The organism is Halomonas sp. NYA30, from assembly GCF_976980765.1.
In genome coordinates this window covers 1,938,077-1,957,827 of the sequence record NZ_OZ334477.1, presented here as the reverse complement: position 1 = coordinate 1,957,827, position 19,751 = coordinate 1,938,077, and the positions used below count along the sequence as shown (strand labels likewise).

Genomic DNA, 19,751 nt, shown 5'->3' with positions numbered 1-19,751 from the left:
GCCCAGTAAAACTTGGGAGGGGGCAGAGCCCGGGAGAAGATTAAATAAGTATAGCCCGAGGTAGACTGAAAGCAAGGCGGCAAGCAGCAGCAGGGCCCCGCCATCCCGGGCGAATGAACCGCCAGCACCAACTCCATACCCTGGTTCTTTTTTACTGCTGGCCGTGTTCGAACAAGCCGCATCAACACAAACCGCGTCAGAGGTGCCTGCCGACGTGCCCCACACGCAACAGTTTAGTTAGATCCTCTGTCGGCACCGGCCTTGCGAACAGGTAACCCTGCATATACCGGCATCCGCTTTCACGCAGCAATCGGCACTGTTCCGGTGTCTCCACGCCCTCGGCTATAACATCCAAGTTCAGGCGCTGAGCCATGGCGATGATGGCGTCGGCGATCGCGGCACTGGCCGGATCGCTTGTGATTTCGCGGACGAACGACTGGTCGATCTTAAGCGTATCGATCGGGAAACGCTTCAGGTAGCTCAGGCCGGAATACCCGGTGCCGAAGTCATCCACCGCGATGCTCACGCCGTAATCCTTGAGGCACGTCATCGTTGCGACCGCCGTATCGACATCCTCCATGAGCATGCTCTCGGTCAGCTCGAGTTCCAGGTGTTGCGGGTCAAGTCCGGTCTCCTTGAGCAGTTGTACCACCCGCAGCGCGAGGTCTGCGTGGCGGAACTGTCGGGCAGAGAGGTTCACGCCGATGCGTCCGGGCATCAGGCCACTTTCACGCCAGAGCCGGTTCTGCTCGCACGCCGCACGTAGTACCCATTCCCCGATTGATTCAATCAGGCCTGTCTCCTCCGTAACAGGGATGAACCGCGCCGGTGAGATCATGCCCATGTGGGGGTGATGCCATCGCAGAAGTGCTTCAGCGCCGACGGGGACACCGCTGTCCACGTCAATACGGGGTTGGTAATACACGCTGAACTCGCCGTGCTTAAGCGCGCCGCGCAGCGCCAACTCCAGGGCCAATCGCTCCGGATCCCGATTGGCCGCCGCCGAGGCATAGGCCAGGTGCATGTTGCGCCCCCGGCCCTTAGCGCGGCGCAGTGCTGACGTGGCATTCTTGAACAGCTCTCCCGAGTCCGCTCCGTCGAATGGATAGGCTGCAGAACCGATGCTGCAGGTTACGCAGATCTCCTGATCGTTGATCCGCAAGGGCTCGGAGACCGACTCAAGGATGCGTTGAGTCCAATACTCGGCATGGAGATCCTGCTGCGTATCTGTCGTGTACATGATCGCAAATTCGTCCCCGCCAATACGGGCCACGGTCGCGGGTATTTCCGCGCATGCGGACAGCCTCTCGGCGATGGCGCGGAGCACCTCGTCTCCGCCCGCGTGCCCCAGGGCGTCGTTGACCAGCCCCAGGCGGTCGAGCCCGACAATCAGAAGTGCCACAGACGAGTTGCTGAGTTGCGCCGACTCGATGGCCTGTTCGAGGCGTTCGTGGAGTGCAGTCCGGTTCGGCAACCGGGTAAGGCCGTCGAATCGGGTTAGATAGTGGATGCGCTCCTCGGACGCCCTGCGGGCCGTGAGATCGTCGACATAGGAGAAGCTGACGGGCTCACCTTCGTACTCGATGTAAGTGGCGGTTACCTCGATGGGGATCAGTCCCCCGTCGCTGCGGCGGGCGAGTGACTCAAGTCGTGCCGAGCCCTGCGCCTTCAACTCGTGCAAATGCTCCCGCCAGACCCCTTCCGTCATGGTGGGATCGATATCGGAAAGCAAGCGTCCTGTAAGGTCTTCGCGGGCGTACCCGAGCATGTCGCAGGCCGCGCGATTGGCATAGCGTACCCGCCCGTCGGCATCGATCTGGAACATCGCGCCCCGCGCGTTATCCACTGCGAACTGGGTCAGCCGCAGCTCCCGCTCAGCCTGCCTGCGCTCCGTGATGTCGCGCGCGGAAGGTACCATATAGGTGATGTTTCCCTTGCCGTCGTAGACCGGGTGCAGGGTGAAATCCATGGTCCGCACTCGACCATTGCGATCAAGGATAAGCACGTCAAAACGGGATGTATGCCCCTGTCCGGCGGCCCGTATTGCATCGCGCAGACGTTGCCGGCTCTGGTCTGAGAACCCCCACCAGGGGGTGGCATCAAACGGTCGGCCCAGCACATCCTCAGCTCGCGCGCCAATGGCATCCAACGCGGCTTTATTGGCGTACGTGAGCACACCATTGACGGTCAGTAGACCGGCGAAGATTGAGGGAGAAAGCCGATCCATGACCTCATGCACGGGCTGGTCAGTCATCGGATTGTCCCCATAAATTTACTGTTCTCGACGAGTTTCAGTGCCGGATCTTTCACTGATTGAAGATGGACATTGATAGCACTGACTTCAGTCTCAAGGGACTCCGGTGCAACGGATATGGTAACCGGCAGCTCAACTCTCTCCCCTGCTCCTACAGACACAGTCGCTACAGAGCTCAGTTGCAGGCCGTCCACTCCAGACACACCGATGTTATAACTCTGGCTGTGCTGACCCTTATTGAAGATATTCAATTCAGAAAGGTCCCATAAGACCGCCTGGCGGTCTCCGCTGGTTAACCAGACAGTTCCAAAATACAGGGCAAAGAGGAGGGCTCCACCAAGGATTCTCAGGCGCCTGAAATAGCCCTTGAAACTGCGGGTATGAATTTTATCCATGAGCCTGGAGCTGTAAGGCTTGGTATCGATATTGCGAAGCAGTTTATTCTGGCTCATTACTCACTTACATTCGTTCTATTTGAAAGTGAGATTATCCAGTTTCGCCGGATCGGTGCAGGTTCAAATTTTTAATTTTCGATAGGGACAGATGGGCAGTCAGGTGAGATTCAGCAACTCTGGTAGTTGATTCAGGGCGCGGATTCTTCGCTCATCCCAGGGATGGGAAAAGCTGACCCTCAGACAATTGCCATACTTACCCGATGCGGAAAAAAGCGGGCCGGGCGTGATCACAACACCTGCGTCAAGCGCCTTGGGGTATGCAGCCAGGGTGTCGACCGTTGCAGGCAGCTCCAGCCAGACCGCCAGACCGCCCTGGGGCGCCGTCACTCTTACCGACACCGGCCATGCGAGCAGTGAAGCCAGTAGGCGGTCGCGTTGCTCACTCATCAACTTCCGTTGCCTGCGAAGATGGGCGGACAGTTCACCCTCTTCCATATAGGCTGCAACGCCCTGTTGCAAATAGCGGCTACTGGCCAGTTGAGTCACCATTTTCAGATTCAGTATCCGCTGATGCCAGCGTGCCCCTGAAATCCAACCCAGGCGCAGGTCCCGGGACAACACCTTGGAAAACGAACTGCAGTGGATGACACGATTGCTATCATCCAGCGCCTTAAGGGTGTCGGGTACCCGGGAAAACCCGGACTCGGCGTATATATCGTCTTCGATTATGGCCAGATCGTACTCTTCCGCCAGCGCCATCAGGCGTCGCCGGGGAGCCTCGGACATCAACGCCCCTCCTGGCGTAGCAAACGCCGGAGACACGACGCATGTCTGGATGTTCCAGCGCCCCAGGGCTTCTTCAAGGGCATCCATATCCAAACCACTTGCCGTGGAGGTTGGTATTTCAATCACTTGCAAACCGAGTTGTTCCAGCAGCTGCAGTACCCCATAGAAACCCGGAGATTCCACGGCAACTATGTCCCCGCGTTGACAGCAGGCCATGAGCGCCAGGAACAAGGCATGTTGACAGCCAGAGGTTATACATAGTTCATCTGGCGTAACAGGCCACCCTCGTTTAGCCAGCAGAAGCCCAAGCTGCTCTCGCAACTTCAGATCGCCTGCAGGTTTGTCGTAATACTGGAAGTCGGCACCACGCTGCCTCCGAAGAGCCCTCCCAATGGCCCGGTTGAGGCTTACGATTCCTGGTGGCAGTTCGCCGGCATGCAGTTCGGGCAGAAGGTCGAACGCGGCATTTCGATCCATAATGTCCAGCAGTAAATCACTAACATTGACGGGGCGAGGCGCTTCAATACGGGAGGTGGTTCTCGGCGGTGCAGTGGCTTTAGGCGCCAGGGTAACGAAATGGCCTGCCTTTGGCCGAACCTCCAGAAACCCCTGCGCCTCAAGTCGCTGCAGGGCATGCTGGACTGTGGCTTTTGACACGCCCTGTTGTGTACATATCTCTCGAATGGATGGTAGACGATCCCCCGGCGTCCAACGACCGTCAATGATGCCTTGCAGTATCCACTGCTGCAGCTGCTGATAGCGGTACGTTCCTTCAGCCAAAGAGAGTCTCCCCCAGAACTTAGTGTGGACCATGCCATCATCGGCGTAATAGATTCAGTAATCCACCCATTTTAAAAGGGGTTCAAAGGTAGTGCATAGGCCATCATGGCAAACTATAACGGCCACTACATCTTCACACACCCTCGGTCGAAAGCGGGCTCCTAGCAAAGAGTCTCACAGCAGTAATCGACTGCGTTTAGTCTTATTCATGCAGCCTGCAATTGGCCAATTTTGCTTAGCCTCAACGCTACCAGACTATGCCTACTACCGTCATTAGAAATCAGTCGCCCGTAATACTGGCTACATCATTAGCTTCTTTTTGTATGTCGGGCTGGAGGGAGCGCCGGGCGTTTCAGCGTTGTTGATTGAGAACGAGATGGACAGGCGCGTGCGTTACAATCAGCTGTGCCAGTTTAGCTGCCAGTAGCCTACATCGTGCCACTGATTGAATTTGAACCCTACCTTTTCAAAGTAGGCTACTTTTCTCATACCCATTTTTTCATGCAAAGCAACACTGGCTGGATTGGGAAGCGTGATGCCACCAATCACAGCGTTAATTCCACCCTCTTTGAGCCTGGAAAAAATCGCTTCATAGAGTTTTGCCCCCAAGCCCCTGCCTTGCATTTGGTGGGAAAGGTAGACGCTGACTTCGACTGAAAATCGATAGGCGCTTCTCTCTTTCCATTTTGTTGCGTAGGCATAACCCACCACAGCATCGTCTTCCACAGCCACCAGCCACGGTAACCCTACCCCCTGAACATTCTCAATCCTAAGTTGGATGTCTGAATCCGACACGGGTGCTTCTTCGAATGAAATAACGGTATTTTCAATGTAGTAATTATAAATGTGCGCTATTGCGGCTGAATCGCCCTTTACAGCATCTCTGATCATGATTTATTCCGTGAATATTTTAATGGTTTAAGCTCATAGAGCTGCAAAATTTAGCCTCTGATTTAGATTAGCTGGAGCGCCTTTTTACACTAAGCTGCCCTTTAACCACCGCTCCGAGTTGCCAAAAACTCACCTTTGCCGACGGGTACAGTGCACGTGATAAAATTGGTGTCTGCCGATACCTGCGCCACGAAGGAAGCCATTTCATCTGCATGAGAAGTGGCGTTATCCACCACGAGAAGTCCTCCCTTGCGTAAAACGCGCCGGATATTCGGCCACCAATGCACATAATCAGAGCGATTTGAGTCTAAAAAGACCAGATCGAAACAGGCATCGTCCATACCTTTGAGCAGTTCACCCGCCTCCCCTCGATGCTGGGTAATGACATCAAAGAGACCAGAACGCTCAAAATTCCTCGCGGCCAATTCAAGCTTGAATTCGGAAAATTCAACAGTGGTAACGTGCCCACCAATCACCTGAGCAGCCTGGGCCAGCCACAAAGTTGAGTACCCATTGGAAGTGCCGATCTCCAATACTCGTTGCGCATTGGTTGCTTGAACGAGCACAGACAGAAACTCCCCCGTATCACGGGTGATATTTAGCATACGCCGTGGGCGTTCAGAAACGGCGGCATCGTTTTGTTGGCCAATTTGCTCCAGTTCCGTTAACAGCTTTTGAAGCGATCCACTCACGTTTGTCTCCAGATATAAACAGCGTTGCTGTGACCAGATTTACCGGCTTTTGCTTACGCGGGCCGCTTGGCTAGCAGCGCCCACACACCTGCGGCAGACAGTAACGTTCCACCAATGAAGTTAAAACGGCGCTGCGCACGTCGTGATGTCAACAACTTGCGCACTGATGATGCGAACACAGCGTAAAGAGTGGCATTCAGCGTTGCCAACACCACGAACGTGACCGCAAGAATCCAAAGCTGCTGCCCTGCGTCGTCATTTGGATTAACGAATTGCGGCAAGAAAGCGACGAAGAAGATAATGCCCTTTGGGTTCATCGCAGTAACGAGATAGGTATTGCTGAAGAGCTTCCAGCGCGAACCTGATACCGCTGTAGACACCGGCTGCACCGACGATATACCGGCACGTAACAGCTTTATGCCCATATACAGCAAATATAAACCGCCGATCCACTTGATAACGGTGAACCAAAAGGCCGAGGTAGCTAACACCGCACCCAATCCGAGTAGCGAAAAAATCAGCGCGGTTGAATCACCCAACGCCACCGCGGCGACAAGCGGAATATTGGCACGCTTACCTTGGGCGATAGAGTAGCTAACCACGGTTAAAATCGTCGGCCCAGGGATCGCGAGCAAGGCAACGGATGCAAGAGCAAAGGCAAACCAGACTTCAATCGACATGGGACGCTACCTGGCGAGTGGTTAACGCTAAGTTAGCATAAGCTTTACAAAGGATGGAGCGTTCTACTAGTGGTTTTATAACGTTTTCTGTCATTCTGAATTTCTGCTACCACCACAAACAAAGTAATCGCCATGTCTTTACATTGGATTATCGGCCCTGGCGCCATTGGCCGCCTGTTGGCTCATTCGCTTTCACCTTTAGCGGCCACCACGCTAATTGGCCGACGAGCGCTGCCTGCACAGCAAACGCTTACCACCCCGGAAGGCGAACAACGCAAGCGGCTTCTCAACATTCTTACTGTTGCTCAGTTGGCTCCTGAAACGTATGAACCACCCGCCTTTGTGCATATCACCACTAAAGCGATGGTCGCTGAGGCAGCGCTGGAAGACGTTGCTGACTCGCTTCCCCCCACTACGCCGCTGGTGTTGTGGCAAAACGGATTTTTAGCACAACCGCGGATCACCCAGGCTTGGCCGGGGCCGGTGCTGTGTGCGACCACCACTGAAGGGGCTTACATAACCGGTGATGATGGCGTGGTGCATGCGGGGCGCGGGCATACTTTTGTGGGGGATTTGAACAATCAGCACGGTGAGTTGGCAGAAACATTGGCGCAATCACTCACTCAGGCGGGGTTTACTGCTACGGCGGTGGCTGATATTAGCCAACGGCTGTGGCAAAAGCTGGCGGTGAACGCAGCAATCAATCCGCTGGTGGCGCTACATGGTGTGCGTAATGGTGAACTGCGCAGTGAGGAGTATGCGGGCCGTGTGGTAGCCGTGGTAAAGGAAGTTGCGGCGATTATGTTCGCCGAAGGTATTGCGCCTCCCAATAACGGCCAGGATGAAGAAGCGTGGCTGGCGTTGGTCTGGCAAGTGGTGGAGAACACTGCGAAAAATAAGGCGTCGATGTTGCAGGATGTAGAGGCCAAACGCCCCACCGAGCGGGAGGCGATTTTAGGGCCATTGATCGAGCGCGCGCGGCGCCATGGTTTGGCATGTAATACGTTGCAAGCGCTCAATAATGAGATAGCGGAGTTAGAAGCGATTTATTTATGAACGCTTCATCATTGAGAAGGGATGCTAGGCACTACAGCACCCAATTACTCCATAATTGACATGACTTTTTCGGCAACGCCGACGCCAATCGCATTGTGCGTTTCTGAAGAGAAATGAACGCCGTCTACTCCATCCGTGGTTGCCAGCGTACCGACATCATAAAATTCCGCGCCAGCAGCTTCTGCAATTGCCTCGTAGAGAGCGGGAAGTGCTTCCGTTTTCTCGACACCGCCAGCGAACCTTTCGGCGCGCTCCTCAGGCGCTACATTTCCCAGTGGAGGCGGTGAGAGCACCAACACCTTTGGCGCTGGATATGAGGTTCCGACTCCACCGCCAGTCTGCTCAACAATATCGATCAGCTTTCCCATACCCAATGCAATTCTGAACGGTGAGCGATCGAACATTTCCTTAACATCATTCGTACCTAACATGATCACAACTAAATCAAGCGGATGATGTGTTGCGATAGCGGATGACAAATAGGCGGAACCATCAAGCCCAGCGCCGGATATATGAGGGAGTGAAGGATCAGGTACATCTGTTGTGCGTGCGCTCAAGCCTTCCTCAATCACTTCATATTCGGAGCCAAGCTCGGTTTCCATAACGCCTGGCCAGCGCACATCTGCTGAATAACGCGTAGTAGGGCCACTTTCTACGGGTATGTAACCCCATGTATTGGAGTCTCCATAGACCATAATTCGCTTGGTAGAATCGTCGGCAGCGTAAGCTATGTTTCCAGCGAATAACGCGATGGCTGCCAAGCCACTGATGAAGCTGAGTCGTGTAAGAAGCATGTGATTTCCTCTATTTTTGTTCTTCCTACGTAAGACTAGGCTAGCAAAGCGCTACTCGCCACCAAGAATGAAAGTGCTTACCTCATTCAAGTTCAAGCATTACGTCACCGGAATCATCACCACTTTTTGGAAGCTAGGCAGTTCAGTGAGCTGTTGGTACCAACGCTCCAGGTGGGGGTGGGTTTGCCAGGTTAGGCCGCTGTTGAGCATGTTGTAAATAAAGGGCGCGATGGCGATATCGCCCAAGCCAAATTCCTCACCAGAAAACCAGGTCTGATTTGCCAGCGCGTTATCCATGATGGCAAATAGCGCTTCGCACTCTTTCACCGCTGCTTCAATGGCGGCGTTATCGCGATTTTCGGGCGATGTTCTGACATATCCCATCAGGATCTTGCGGTGAGCTGGCGTTAGCGTGCTGTTGGCCCACTCCATCCACTTTTCCATTTGGGCGCGCTTGGCGGGCGCTTCGATCCAAAGCTTGTTCTGCCCGTATTGGGCGGCCAGGTAGCGAATAATGGCGTTGGATTCCCACAGCACGCTATCGGTGGCGTCGTCTTTGAGTAGCGGCACCAGCCCGGTGGGGTTCATGGCCAGGTATTCTGGGGTGTTGTTGACCCCGTGATGAAGTCCCGCCTGAATTTGCTCAAAGGGCAGTTCCAGCTCTTCTAGCACCCAGAGTACTTTTTTGACATTGGTGGAGTTGTTGCGGCCCCAAAGCGTGATCATGGCAATCCTTTTTGTTTGAGCAGAGTGAGGAAGCTGAGTTTGCCTCTCGCGGGGTTGGGTGGCAAGTTGGGGGCGGCTTTGCCGCCCATTCGCGCGGGGCCGTCCATACGGGTGCCTCGTTTCTCGTTGCACTCGCTACTCGTTACCACGCGCTACAACCCCTCACCTCTTACTCCTCTCGCCTCTCGTTTTACGCTTCATCCTGATACAGCTTCATCAGGCTGGAGAAGTCGAGTTTGCCGTTACCTTTCGCTTTATGCAGGGTAAACAGCGAGCGGGCGGCGGAGCCCATGGGTACTGCGGAGGCGCTTTGCTGGCTGACATCCATGGCCAGGCCCAGATCCTTGATCATCAGGTCTACCTGGAAGCCGCCTTGGTAGTTTTTCGAAGCGGGGGCGTTTTCCATGACGCCTGGGTAGGGATTGTAAACGTTGAGAGCCCAGTTGCCGCCGGAACTCTGCTTCATGATTTCTGATAGCACCGCTGGGTCGAGGCCGTTTTTGACGCCCATATTGATCGCTTCACAGGTGCCCGCCATCAGGATGGATAGCAGCATGTTGTTGCACACTTTGGCCACCTGCCCGGCGCCATGGTCTCCGGCGTGGAAGATGTTTTTGCCCATCACGTCCAGCACTAGTTTGGCCTGTTCGAACTGAGCCTCCGAGCCACCCACGATAAACGTTAGTGTGCCCGCTTGCGCGCCGCCTACCCCGCCGGAAACCGGCGCATCCACAAAGCCAACGCCTAGCTTCTCGCCTTCGGCGGCTACGCTGCGGGCTGTATCGGCATCAATCGTGGAGCAGTCGATCACCAGCGCGCTCTGCTTGATCACTTCGAACAGCGGCGTATCGCCTTCAACATAGAGTCCGCGCACATGCTTGCCTGCGGGCAGCATTGAGATGACAAAATCCGCACCGGTGGCGGCTTCTTGGGCTGAAAACGCGACTTCGCAGCCGTTGGCTTTGGCTGTTTCTAGTGCGTCTTCTGAAAGGTCAAAAGCGCGAACGTTAAAACCCGCTTTCGATAGGTTGGCGGCCATCGGGCCACCCATATTGCCTAAACCGATAAACGCGACGGTAGTCATGCGTGTTGTCCTTATTATTTGTTGATGAGGAGTGACGTTAGGGCTGCTAGTTATTTTAGATCGGCGAGCGGGCTGGTCTCCCACGGCGAAGCTAACAGTTCATCGATAAAACTCTGTTCGACCGAAGCGACGTCCGGATAAGTCCATGCGGGCTGGCCATCTTTATCGACCAGCAGCGCGCGCACACCCTCTGGAAATTCGCGGTGCCGGCAGCACTGCACCGAAAGCGCCATTTCAAATTGGAATACTTCCGCCAGCGACATGTGTTTGGCGCGCTTCAACTGTTCATCGATCAGCTTGATGGACACCGGGCTGCCGTGAGCCAGCGTTTTCTGCGCTTTGTTGAACCACTTATTCTCGCTTTTTACCGCGCCAATGGCGGCAACGATCTGCTCGACGCTGTCGTGATCCATCAGCTCGCGAATCAGTGATGCGTGCTGATAAACGGGGGCTTCAAGCTCGGCAAACACCGGCTGCGAGGTCTGCTCTAACTCGCGCATAATGCGGTTGACCACGCCGTGGGCATCGGTGTCGGCCCCTTTACCCCAACGCGCATCGATCAGCTGTTGCAGCAATGCATCCCGGTGGTGGCTGGCAATACAGCGGTCGGCCAGGCCGAGGTGAACGGCATCCGGCGCGCTGACCTGACAGCCGGTCATGGCTAAAAAGCGCCCGGTTCCGTTAGGCAGGCGATTCAAGAACCAGCTGGCGCCCACATCCGGGTAAAGGCCGATAGTGACTTCCGGCATGGCCAAGCGCGAGGTTTCGGTCACCACGCGGTGGCTGCTGGCACTCAATAGCCCCATGCCGCCGCCCATTACAATACCGCTCCCCCAGCAGATCACCGGCTTGGGGTAGGTGTGCAGTAGGTAGTCGAGTCGGTACTCGGTTTCGAAAAAACGCTCGGGAAAGCTGGGGTCGCCCTCGCCGGTAATCGTTTTATACAGATTGACGACATCACCACCGGCACAAAACGCTTTCTCGCCAGCGCTATCCAGCAGGATCGCCACCACGCGCTCATCGGTGGCCCAGTCGCGCAGGCGCGGCAACATCGCTTCGCACATCTCAAGCGTTAACGCGTTCAGCGAGCGCTCGGCATCCAGCTTTATTTCGGCGATGACGTGGCCGTCTTGGGCGGGGTGTTCGGTAAACAGTACACTGCTCATGGGCATTCCTTATCCTTTACAGCTCGGTGGCGCCGTCTGCCAATACCCGGCGGGAGATGATCAGGCGCATGATTTCGTTGGTGCCTTCGAGAATCCGGTGCACCCGGGTATCGCGCACGTAGCGCTCCATGGGGTACTCCTTGATATAGCCGTTGCCGCCGTACATTTGCAGCGCTTCGTCACATACTTTGAAGCCGACATCGGTGGCAAAGCGCTTGGCCATGGCGCAATAAGTCGGCGCATCGGCGTGGCCAGCGTCCAGCTTGGTAGCGGCCATACGCACCAATTGCCGTGCAGCGACCAGCTCGGTGACCATATCGGCCAAGCGGAACTGCAACGCCTGAAACTCGGCGAGCCGTTTGCCGAACTGCTTGCGCTCCAGCATGTATTCCCGCGCTTTGTTAATCGCCTGCTGGGCAGTGCCGATCGAGCAGGTAGCAATATTGATCCGCCCCCCATCAAGGCCTTTCATGGCGATTTTGAAGCCGTCGCCTTCGTTACCGAGCAAATGATTAGCGGGCACCCGCACATCTTCAAACGTGATCATGCGAGTGGGCTGGCTGTTCCAGCCCATCTTCTCTTCCTTGCGCCCGTAGCTAATGCCGTCGCTCTTGGCATCGACCGCAAACGCCGACACACCGCTCGCCCCCTCACCACCGGTGCGCGCCATTACCACCAGAAAATCGGTACTACCCGCGCCGGAAATAAACATCTTGCTGCCAGTCAGCACGTAGTGATCGCCATCGCGCTTGGCGGTGGTTTTTAGCGAGGCGGCATCGGAGCCTGAGTTAGGCTCGGTCAGGCAGTAGGAGCCCAGCAGCTCACCCGTGGCTAGCCTTGCGCCCCACTGCTCGACGGCATCTGGTGTGCCGAAATCCGCCAGCATCCAGGTCACCATGTTATGAATGGTCAGATACGCGGTGGTCGAGGTGCAGCCCATGGCGAGCTGCTCGAAAATGATGCTGGCATCCAGCCGCGAAAGCCCTAAACCACCCACGCTTTCTGGGGCATACAGCGAGCAAAATCCCAGCTCGCCCGCTTTGCGAATCACATCGACTGGAAAAAACGAGGTTTGGTCCCACTCGGCCGCATGGGGCTCCAGCTCGTTTTGGGCAAACGCCCGCGCCATATCGGCAAAGGCGACCTGGTCTTCGTTAAGTTCAAAATTCATGGTGTATCTCCGCGAATGCGCGTGCGCACTGCTATTGTCGTTGTAATTGACGTTAACGTTAACTTATCCATTTACCCGCCCACAAGCAACATGCCAACGTTTGCGACCTTAGGTGTAGAAGCTCGGCCGTCATACAGAAAATGGGATTGAAAAAGGTGATTGAAAAAAGAGGCAGAAAAAAGGGCGCCAAGCGGCGCCCAACGGGAAGAACCAATAAGTACGGGACAGAGAACTTTTTTCAAGCAGCCACTGTTCAAAGCGGCTACTTGAAGTTCTTTCGGTACATCTTATCCAGCTCTCCAACAATCCCACTGCGGAAGCTAAGCACGCAGATCACAAAGATAATGCCAAGGATCACGCTCACCCAGTTCCCCAGCGGGGATTGCGCCAGAATATGCTGCAGGCTGACCACTACGCCCGCCCCCATCAGCGGGCCCAGCAGCGTTCCCACGCCGCCCAGTAGGGTCATCAGAATGACCTCGCCAGACATATGCCAATGGGCATCGGTCAGCGAGGCCAACTGGAAGACCACGGTTTTGGTCGAACCGGCCAGCCCGGCCAAACCGGCAGAGATAACGAACGCTACCAGCTTGTAGGCATCGGCGTTGTAGCCAAGCGATACCGCGCGGGGCTCGTTTTCACGAATCGCTTTTAACACCTGACCAAACGGCGAGTGCACCGTGCGCTGAATCAGCGCAAAGCCGAAGATGAAAATCGCAAACACGAAGTAGTACATCGCGAGGTTGCTGCTCAAGCTGATAAAGCCAAACAGTTCGCCGCGGGGAACGCCGTGCAAGCCATCCTCACCGCCGGTAAACGGCGCCTGCACAAACATGAAATACACCAACTGGGCGATGGCCAGGGTGACCATGGCAAAATAGATGCCCTGGCGGCGAATGGAGAGCACCCCGAACAGCACGCCCAGCAGAGTGGCCAGCAAGGTGCCAGCGATAATACCCAGCTCTGGCGTTAGCCCTGGGTAGCTCGCCAACAGGTAACCCGTTACGTAGCCACCGGTAGCCAGGAAAGCCGCATGGCCGAAGGACAACAGCCCAGCATAACCAAGCAGCAGGTTAAAGGCGCAGGCGAACAGTGCAAAACAGAGCACTTTCATCAAGAACACGGGGTAGGCCAAAAATGGCGCCACCAGCCCTACCACGATCAACGCCAGATAGAACATATTGCGGCGAAACTTGGCGCGCTTCTGGCGCTCTAGTACTGCGGATGGTGCTGCCATTGATTGAGTTTCCGTCATCATGCTTATGCCTCCTTACCGAACAGCCCAACGGGGCGCAACATGAGCACGAGGATCATGACGAAGAAGATCACCGTATTGGAGGCCTCTGGGTAGTACACCTTGGTCAGCCCTTCGATGATACCCATCGCAAGGCCCGTAATGATGGCACCTAATATCGAACCCATGCCGCCGATAACCACCACCGCGAACACGACGATGAGAAGGCTGGAGCCCATGGTAGGTGATACCGGGTAGAGCGGCGCGGCAAGCACCCCGGCAAACGCGGCCAGGGCAACGCCAAAGCCATAGGTCAATGTGATCAGCAGCGGAACATTGACGCCAAAGGCCTGCATCAATTGCGAGTTTTCAGTGCCCGCCCGCAGGTAGGCCCCCAACCGCGTCCGCTCGATCATAAACCAGGTAAACAGACACATTGCCAGCGCAGCGACCAGTACCCAGGCACGATAGGTAGGAAGGAACATAAAGCCGAGGTTCAAGCCACCCTGCAAAATCTCGGGTGTTGCATAGCGCGCGCCGGAAACACCGAAAAAGTTGACCAGCGTGCCTTCAAAAATCAGCGCCAGACCAAAGGTCAGCAGCAATCCGTAAAGGTGGTCCAGGTGGGCAATTCGGCGCAGCAGAAAGCGCTCCAGCAATACCCCGAAGGCGCCAACTACAAGTGGCACCAGGAACAGCGCCAGCCAGTAGTTAATGCCCAGGTAACGAAAGCCCAACAGCGCGGCGAAAGCCCCCAACATGTATTGCGCCCCATGGGCGAAGTTGACGATCTTCAACAGGCCGAAGATGACCGCCAGACCCAGGCTAAGCAGTGCGTAAAAGGCCCCATTCACAAGGCCCAGCGTCAGCTGCCCCATGAAGACGGCCAATGGCACGCCGAATATCATCGTCATAACGCGATTCTCCTCGCCGTCAAACGGTTGGCGGCAACTTGCCGCCAACCGGTACTAAACGTCACTTGCGATTGCTAGCGAGTCCGAAAATTAGTTCTGTACCAATTTGCACTGGCTTTCAGACAGCGGACGGTAGGCTTCTTCGGCGGGAATGGTGCTGAGGATTTCATAAAGATCCCACTCACCGGTCGACTCTTCTGGCGTTTTCACCTGAGCCAGGTACATGTCGTGCACCATGCGGCCGTCTTCACGAATGCGGCCATTGCGGGCAAAGAAGTCCTCGATGGGCATGTCAGCCATCTGAGCACGCACGGTTTCAGGGTCGTCAGTGCCAGCGGCTTCCACGGCTTTCAGGTAGTGCATCGTGCTGGAGTAGATACCGGCTTGTACCATGGTCGGCATACGGCCCACTTCATCGAAGTAGCGCTGTGACCATTCACGGGACTGCTCGTCCATATCCCAGTACCAGCCAGTCGTCAGCAGCAAGTTCTGCGTGGCTTCCAGGCCAAGGGCGTGAACGTCATTCAGGAAGATCAACAGACCCGCTAGCTGCTGGCCGGATTGGGTCAAACCAAACTGGCTGGCCGTGGTAATCGCGTTAACGGTGTCAGCACCGGCATTGGCCAAGCCAATGATTTTGGCACCCGAGCCTTGGGCCTGAAGGATATAAGAGGAGAAGTCGTTAGTCGGGAACGGATGGCGCACACCGCCGACAATTTCACCGCCGCTTTCTTCCACGACTTTTGTCACGTCGGCTTCAAGCGCATGACCGAATGCATAGTCAGCCGTCAGCATGAACCAGGTATCGCCGCCCTGCTCAACGACCGCTTTGGCGGTACCGTTAGCGAGCGGATAAGTATCGTAGACCCAGTGGATGTGGTTAGGCGTGCAGTGCTCGTTGGTAATGCTTGATGCTGCAGAGCCGGAAACGATCCCAAGGCCGTTGTTCTCTTCCAGCACTTTAGTAACTGCAATCGAGACCGAGGAGGCGACCAGGCCGCCTACCATGTCGACGTTATCCTGATCGATCCAGCCGCGCACAGTATTGGCACCTACGTCGGCGCTGTTACGGTCATCCGCACTGGAAATCACGATGGGAGCACCATTGACGCTGCCACCAAAATCGGCCACCGCCATCTCCATCGCGGTCAGGCCGCCTGGGCCTGCCAAGTCGCGATAGGTGCCGGACATATCGGCCAGGTAGCCAATGCGTACTTCACCGTCGCTCATATCAGCCTGAGCAGTAGACACAGCAAGGCTTGAAGCTGCTGCAACGGCGATGCTGGCAGCCAGCGTTTTTTTCATAAAGGTCATGTTCGTCTCCTGGCCCGGGGGCCTTTGTTGTTGTGTAGTTCTTGACTCGTGGTCGAGTAGTCGTTGAGCTGTCGTGAAAGTGCGTACTGCAGATTACTGATTAAAATTGTTGTTTTGTGAGCAGCGAAATTGTTGGCGTAAAGTGCATTTGAAGGTCTATAAACCGAGTGGCCTATAAACCGAGCGTTATACCCCCAGCATTGAGTTGAGATGATCCCGGCGCGATGGCAGCTGCGCGGCGCTGATTTCTTCGACAATCTGACCGTGATCCATCACGAAGTGGCGATCCGCAAGGGGCGCCGCAAAGCGGAAGTTCTGCTCCACCAGCACGATGGTCATGCCGCGCTCCTTGAGCTTCACCAGCACTTCCGCCAGCTTCTGCACGATAACGGGCGCGAGCCCTTCGGTTATTTCATCCAGCAGCAGCATGCGCGCCCCGGTACGCAAGATGCGCGCCATGGCTAACATCTGCTGTTCACCCCCGGAAAGCCGCGTACCTTGGCTTCTACGCCGCTCATAGAGGTTCGGAAACATGGCGTAGATTTCATCGAGGCTCATGCCGCCGGAGCGAACCGTTGGCGGCAACAAGAGATTTTCATGCACATCTAAACTGGCAAAAATGCCGCGCTCTTCTGGGCAGTAGCCAATCCCTAGCCGAGGAATATGGTGCGGCTTCATGTGCAGCGTTTCATTACCGTTAATCACGATTGAGCCGGTACGCCGCCCCACCATGTTCATGATCGATTTCAGCGTGGTGCTGCGCCCGGCGCCGTTGCGGCCCAATAGGGTCACCAGCTCGCCGCGCTTCACATCAAAATTGACCCCGTGCAAAATATGCGACTCGCCATAAAAGGCGTGTAGATCCTGCACCCGCAACATTTCCAGGCTTTGAGCATTCTCGATCGGTGCTTGCGCTTCAGCGGTATTCATACCGTGGCTCCCTCTTCCTCTGCAGCGTCGCTGCCCATATAGGCTTCACGCACCAGTGGGTTACGAGAGACCGTATCGTAATCGCCCTCGGCCAATACCGCGCCCCGTGCCAGCACGGTGATGCGGTCGCACAAGCGGCTAACAACGCTTAAGTTATGCTCCACCATTAATACCGTGCGCCCTTTCGACACGCGCTTAATTAACGCCACGATCCGATCGACATCTTCAGCGCCCATGCCCTGGGTCGGCTCATCAAGCAGCATCATGGTGGGGTCTAGTGCCAGTGTGGTCGCAAGTTCAAGCGCCCGCTTGCGCCCATAGGGCATTTCTACCGTTAAGGTGTCGGCGTATTCACGCAATCCGACTTCTTCTAGCAGCTCAAGCGCTCGCTCATTGAGGTGATCCAGCGATTTTTCAGATTTCCAAAAGTGAAACGAGGTACCCAGTTTGCGCTGCAGTGCCACACGCACGTTTTCCAGCGCCGTCATATGGGCAAACACCGCTGATATCTGAAACGAACGCACCAGACCCAACTGGGCAATTTCGTTGGATTTTTTACTGGTGATGGAGTGTCCGCGGTACAAAATATCGCCACGGGTAGGCGGCAAAAACTTGGTCAGCAGGTTAAACACAGTGGTTTTACCGGCGCCATTGGGGCCGATCAGCGCGTGAATATGCCCTTCCTGTACCTGAAGATTAACGTCGTCCACAGCGGTAAACCCACGGAACTCTTTGGTTAGCCCTCGGGTTTCGAGGACAGGTCCCTGAAGGACATCGTTTGCACTCATAGAGTGGCAAGCCTCTTATTGTTGTCGTGCTGACTCTATTACAGGTAATAAGGAAGTAGCGAAATCGCTTGCCGCCGCCTTACCTGAACGTAAGATGTACGTGCAAACTAGCAACTCTCAGTATGGCAATACAATTACAACTTTGGTCTATCAGCGCTATTTTCACACATAAAAAAGCGACTGCAAAAGTTATATATCAGTCACTTACAAGCATTCAACGCTTTTCAACTGCTAACAACAATAGCTTTACGTTAACGTAAACTTGTTTTAGCCTCATTGGCAGTGTTCCATAGGAAGCATATCTTGGGACTTATTCTTAGGAACTGTCCTTAAGAACAATGCCTTTTGAGAGAACGACACCATGAGCAGAACTTACTCGATTAGTGAACTGGCCAGCGAGTTTGATTTAACTACCCGTAGCATTCGCTTTTATGAAGATCAGGAGTTGCTCCACCCTTCCCGGCGTGGGCAAACCAGGGTTTACAGCAGCAAAGACCGTGTGCGGCTGAAACTTACCATTCGCGGCAAGCGGCTGGGATTTTCATTGGCAGAGATTCGTGAACTGTTCGAGCTTTGGGACGAAACCCGCAGCGGCAGCAAAAAACAGCTGCATCTAATGCTTAGCAAGATAGGCGAACGCCGTGCGGCGCTAGACCAACAAATGAAAGACATCACCATGGTGCAGCTAGAGCTTGAAAGTGCTGAGATTCGCTGCCGCCAGGCACTCGAAGAACTACTAGAAAAAGAGCCCCAGGAAAAACAGAACGAAGAGGAGCGCACGGGTACGTCCGACAAAGCGTCTGCTCCCTCTTCCGCCACTATGCACTGACTCGTCGCGCGACATACCGCCAGCTCGACTCGCCGACACAAATAGCTAACACAAGCTAATACAAAAATCTGCAACAGGTGATTGACCATGTTTTCACACTACTCAGAACTTAATTTTGGCCTCGATGACGAGCTGAACATGCTGCGTGAGCAGGTCAACGCCTTTGCGGCCAGCGAGATTGCTCCCCGCGCTGCCGAAATCGACCGCAATAACGAGTTCCCTAATGATCTGTGGAAGAAGTTTGGTGATATGGGTCTGCTCGGCATCACCGTCTCTGAAGAGGATGGCGGTAGCGGTATGGGCTATCTCGCCCACTGTATCGCCATGGAAGAGATCTCGCGGGCCAGTGCATCGGTAGCGCTCTCTTACGGCGCCCACTCCAACCTGTGCGTTAACCAGATCAAGATCAACGCCTCCCCCGAACAGAAAGCCAAGTATCTCCCCAAGCTGATCAGCGGCGATCACGTGGGCGCTTTGGCCATGTCGGAACCCGGCGCAGGCTCTGATGTGGTCTCGATGCAATTGCGTGCCAAGCAGAATGGCGACCACTACATCCTTAACGGCAACAAAATGTGGATCACCAACGGTCCGGATGCCGATGTGCTGGTGGTATACGCCAAAACCGACCCGGAAGCGGGCTCCAAAGGCATTACCGCCTTTATTATCGAAAAAGGTATGCCCGGTTTCTCTACCGCCCAGAAGCTCGACAAGCTGGGCATGCGCGGTTCCAACACGTGTGAACTGGTCTTCCAGGACTGCGCCGTTCCCGCTGAAAACATTCTAGGCGGGGAAGGCAAAGGCGTACGCGTACTCATGAGTGGTTTGGATTACGAGCGCACCGTATTGGCCGCAGGCCCGATTGGCATTATGCAGGCCGCCATGGATGTGGTGATGCCCTATATCCACGAGCGCAAGCAGTTCAATCAATCGATTGGTGAGTTCCAACTGGTGCAGGGCAAAGTGGCGGATATGTACACCACCCTGAACGCTTGCCGCGCCTATCTTTATGCTGTGGCGGGTGCCTGTGATCGTGGCCAAACTTCACGCAAAGACGCTGCCGGTGTGATTCTCTACTGCGCCGAAAAAGCCACTCAAGTAGCGCTGGACTCCATTCAACTGCTCGGCGGCAACGGCTATATCAATGAGTACCCCACCGGGCGCCTGCTGCGCGACGCCAAGCTGTATGAAATCGGCGCGGGTACCAGCGAGATTCGCCGGATGCTGATTGGCCGCGAACTCTTCACCGAAAGCAAATAAAGGTCGCGCC

19 protein-coding genes are annotated in these 19,751 nt (G+C 55.3%); 3 read left to right on the top strand and 16 right to left on the bottom strand.

The window, feature by feature from the left end; genetic code table 11:
- Window positions 1-196 precede the first annotated feature (196 nt).
- The 6 genes from ACWI0H_RS08925 to ACWI0H_RS08900 all read right to left on the bottom strand — a co-directional run bounded on the left by ACWI0H_RS08925 (window position 197) and on the right by ACWI0H_RS08900 (window position 6,478).
- Entirely contained in the window at window positions 197-2,254 is a 2,058-nt protein-coding gene (locus tag ACWI0H_RS08925; protein WP_485875929.1) for a putative bifunctional diguanylate cyclase/phosphodiesterase, read from the bottom strand.
- Complete coding sequence (locus tag ACWI0H_RS08920; protein ID WP_485875928.1) at window positions 2,251-2,706, bottom strand: FixG Ig-like domain-containing protein; 456 nt, start codon at window positions 2,704-2,706, stop codon at window positions 2,251-2,253. Before ACWI0H_RS08920 ends, ACWI0H_RS08925 begins: the two co-directional genes overlap by 4 nt.
- 99 nt (window positions 2,707-2,805) lie before the next feature.
- Window positions 2,806-4,215, bottom strand: coding sequence for an aminotransferase-like domain-containing protein (locus ACWI0H_RS08915; protein ID WP_485875927.1), 1,410 nt, complete (start codon window positions 4,213-4,215; stop codon window positions 2,806-2,808).
- Between the two features lie 399 nt (window positions 4,216-4,614).
- Window positions 4,615-5,106 (bottom strand): arsinothricin resistance N-acetyltransferase ArsN1 family B, encoded by a 492-nt coding sequence (locus tag ACWI0H_RS08910; protein WP_485875926.1) that lies wholly within the window; start codon window positions 5,104-5,106, stop codon window positions 4,615-4,617.
- 101 nt (window positions 5,107-5,207) lie between these two features.
- The gene (locus ACWI0H_RS08905) at window positions 5,208-5,798 is read right to left on the bottom strand and encodes an O-methyltransferase (protein ID WP_485875925.1); all 591 of its coding nucleotides are present in this window, start codon (window positions 5,796-5,798) and stop codon (window positions 5,208-5,210) included.
- A 53-nt stretch (window positions 5,799-5,851) separates the two neighbouring features.
- On the bottom strand, window positions 5,852-6,478 hold the full coding sequence (locus tag ACWI0H_RS08900) for a LysE family translocator (RefSeq protein WP_485875924.1): 627 nt from the start codon (window positions 6,476-6,478) through the stop codon (window positions 5,852-5,854).
- 132 nt (window positions 6,479-6,610) lie between these two features.
- On the opposite strand from ACWI0H_RS08900, the gene ACWI0H_RS08895 reads away from it, so the two are divergent.
- Entirely contained in the window at window positions 6,611-7,534 is a 924-nt protein-coding gene (locus ACWI0H_RS08895; protein ID WP_485875923.1) for a ketopantoate reductase family protein, read from the top strand.
- A 44-nt stretch (window positions 7,535-7,578) separates the two neighbouring features.
- Here ACWI0H_RS08895 and ACWI0H_RS08890 read toward each other — a convergent pair whose 3' ends face one another.
- The 10 genes from ACWI0H_RS08890 to ACWI0H_RS08845 all read right to left on the bottom strand — a co-directional run bounded on the left by ACWI0H_RS08890 (window position 7,579) and on the right by ACWI0H_RS08845 (window position 17,655).
- Entirely contained in the window at window positions 7,579-8,328 is a 750-nt protein-coding gene (locus ACWI0H_RS08890; protein ID WP_485875922.1) for an SGNH/GDSL hydrolase family protein, read from the bottom strand.
- Window positions 8,329-8,427: 99 nt separating this feature from the next.
- Window positions 8,428-9,054 (bottom strand): glutathione S-transferase family protein, encoded by a 627-nt coding sequence (locus ACWI0H_RS08885; RefSeq protein WP_485875921.1) that lies wholly within the window; start codon window positions 9,052-9,054, stop codon window positions 8,428-8,430.
- A gap of 190 nt (window positions 9,055-9,244) precedes the next feature.
- Complete coding sequence (gene mmsB, locus ACWI0H_RS08880; RefSeq protein ID WP_485876189.1) at window positions 9,245-10,192, bottom strand: 3-hydroxyisobutyrate dehydrogenase; 948 nt, start codon at window positions 10,190-10,192, stop codon at window positions 9,245-9,247.
- The gene (locus ACWI0H_RS08875; RefSeq protein ID WP_485875920.1) at window positions 10,189-11,304 is read right to left on the bottom strand and encodes an enoyl-CoA hydratase/isomerase family protein; all 1,116 of its coding nucleotides are present in this window, start codon (window positions 11,302-11,304) and stop codon (window positions 10,189-10,191) included. The genes mmsB and ACWI0H_RS08875 overlap by 4 nt, the downstream gene beginning before the upstream one ends.
- A 16-nt stretch (window positions 11,305-11,320) precedes the next feature.
- A complete protein-coding gene (locus ACWI0H_RS08870) occupies window positions 11,321-12,475 on the bottom strand; it encodes an acyl-CoA dehydrogenase family protein (RefSeq protein ID WP_295708962.1) in 1,155 nt (384 codons plus the stop codon).
- A 262-nt stretch (window positions 12,476-12,737) separates the two neighbouring features.
- Entirely contained in the window at window positions 12,738-13,730 is a 993-nt protein-coding gene (locus tag ACWI0H_RS08865) for a branched-chain amino acid ABC transporter permease (protein WP_485876187.1), read from the bottom strand.
- A gap of 5 nt (window positions 13,731-13,735) precedes the next feature.
- Window positions 13,736-14,623 carry a branched-chain amino acid ABC transporter permease gene (locus tag ACWI0H_RS08860; protein WP_176303185.1) on the bottom strand — a complete coding sequence of 296 codons (888 nt, stop codon included), beginning with the start codon at window positions 14,621-14,623 and terminating at the stop codon, window positions 13,736-13,738.
- Between the two features lie 90 nt (window positions 14,624-14,713).
- On the bottom strand, window positions 14,714-15,937 hold the full coding sequence (locus tag ACWI0H_RS08855; protein WP_176303184.1) for an ABC transporter substrate-binding protein: 1,224 nt from the start codon (window positions 15,935-15,937) through the stop codon (window positions 14,714-14,716).
- A gap of 186 nt (window positions 15,938-16,123) precedes the next feature.
- Window positions 16,124-16,867, bottom strand: coding sequence for an ABC transporter ATP-binding protein (locus tag ACWI0H_RS08850; RefSeq protein ID WP_485875919.1), 744 nt, complete (start codon window positions 16,865-16,867; stop codon window positions 16,124-16,126).
- Window positions 16,864-17,655, bottom strand: coding sequence for an ABC transporter ATP-binding protein (locus tag ACWI0H_RS08845; RefSeq protein ID WP_485875918.1), 792 nt, complete (start codon window positions 17,653-17,655; stop codon window positions 16,864-16,866). The genes ACWI0H_RS08850 and ACWI0H_RS08845 overlap by 4 nt, the downstream gene beginning before the upstream one ends.
- Window positions 17,656-18,016: 361 nt before the next feature.
- Between ACWI0H_RS08845 and ACWI0H_RS08840 the strand changes: the two genes are divergently transcribed.
- Together ACWI0H_RS08840 and ACWI0H_RS08835 are read left to right on the top strand one after the other, a co-directional pair.
- Complete coding sequence (locus ACWI0H_RS08840) at window positions 18,017-18,484, top strand: MerR family transcriptional regulator (RefSeq protein ID WP_485875917.1); 468 nt, start codon at window positions 18,017-18,019, stop codon at window positions 18,482-18,484.
- An 87-nt stretch (window positions 18,485-18,571) separates the two neighbouring features.
- The gene (locus ACWI0H_RS08835; protein WP_008956737.1) at window positions 18,572-19,741 is read left to right on the top strand and encodes an isovaleryl-CoA dehydrogenase; all 1,170 of its coding nucleotides are present in this window, start codon (window positions 18,572-18,574) and stop codon (window positions 19,739-19,741) included.
- The last annotated feature ends 10 nt before the right edge of the window (window positions 19,742-19,751 follow it).

Excerpts from the sequence above, each read along its gene's own strand:
- ACWI0H_RS08855 (WP_176303184.1), bottom strand. The coding sequence starts at position 15,937 with ATGACCTTTATGAAAAAAACGCTGGCTGCCAGCATCGCCGTTGCAGCA.
- ACWI0H_RS08850 (WP_485875919.1), bottom strand. The coding sequence starts at position 16,867 with ATGAATACCGCTGAAGCGCAAGCACCGATCGAGAATGCTCAAAGCCTG.
- ACWI0H_RS08895 (WP_485875923.1), top strand. The coding sequence starts at position 6,611 with ATGTCTTTACATTGGATTATCGGCCCTGGCGCCATTGGCCGCCTGTTG.
- ACWI0H_RS08840 (WP_485875917.1), top strand. The coding sequence starts at position 18,017 with ATGAGCAGAACTTACTCGATTAGTGAACTGGCCAGCGAGTTTGATTTA.
- ACWI0H_RS08900 (WP_485875924.1), bottom strand. The coding sequence starts at position 6,478 with ATGTCGATTGAAGTCTGGTTTGCCTTTGCTCTTGCATCCGTTGCCTTG.
- ACWI0H_RS08860 (WP_176303185.1), bottom strand. The coding sequence starts at position 14,623 with ATGACGATGATATTCGGCGTGCCATTGGCCGTCTTCATGGGGCAGCTG.
- ACWI0H_RS08890 (WP_485875922.1), bottom strand. The coding sequence starts at position 8,328 with ATGCTTCTTACACGACTCAGCTTCATCAGTGGCTTGGCAGCCATCGCG.
- ACWI0H_RS08865 (WP_485876187.1), bottom strand. The coding sequence starts at position 13,730 with ATGACGGAAACTCAATCAATGGCAGCACCATCCGCAGTACTAGAGCGC.
- ACWI0H_RS08925 (WP_485875929.1), bottom strand. The coding sequence starts at position 2,254 with ATGACTGACCAGCCCGTGCATGAGGTCATGGATCGGCTTTCTCCCTCA.
- ACWI0H_RS08875 (WP_485875920.1), bottom strand. The coding sequence starts at position 11,304 with ATGAGCAGTGTACTGTTTACCGAACACCCCGCCCAAGACGGCCACGTC.
- ACWI0H_RS08835 (WP_008956737.1), top strand. The coding sequence starts at position 18,572 with ATGTTTTCACACTACTCAGAACTTAATTTTGGCCTCGATGACGAGCTG.
- ACWI0H_RS08920 (WP_485875928.1), bottom strand. The coding sequence starts at position 2,706 with ATGAGCCAGAATAAACTGCTTCGCAATATCGATACCAAGCCTTACAGC.
- ACWI0H_RS08845 (WP_485875918.1), bottom strand. The coding sequence starts at position 17,655 with ATGAGTGCAAACGATGTCCTTCAGGGACCTGTCCTCGAAACCCGAGGG.
- ACWI0H_RS08885 (WP_485875921.1), bottom strand. The coding sequence starts at position 9,054 with ATGATCACGCTTTGGGGCCGCAACAACTCCACCAATGTCAAAAAAGTA.
- ACWI0H_RS08870 (WP_295708962.1), bottom strand. The coding sequence starts at position 12,475 with ATGAATTTTGAACTTAACGAAGACCAGGTCGCCTTTGCCGATATGGCG.
- ACWI0H_RS08910 (WP_485875926.1), bottom strand. The coding sequence starts at position 5,106 with ATGATCAGAGATGCTGTAAAGGGCGATTCAGCCGCAATAGCGCACATT.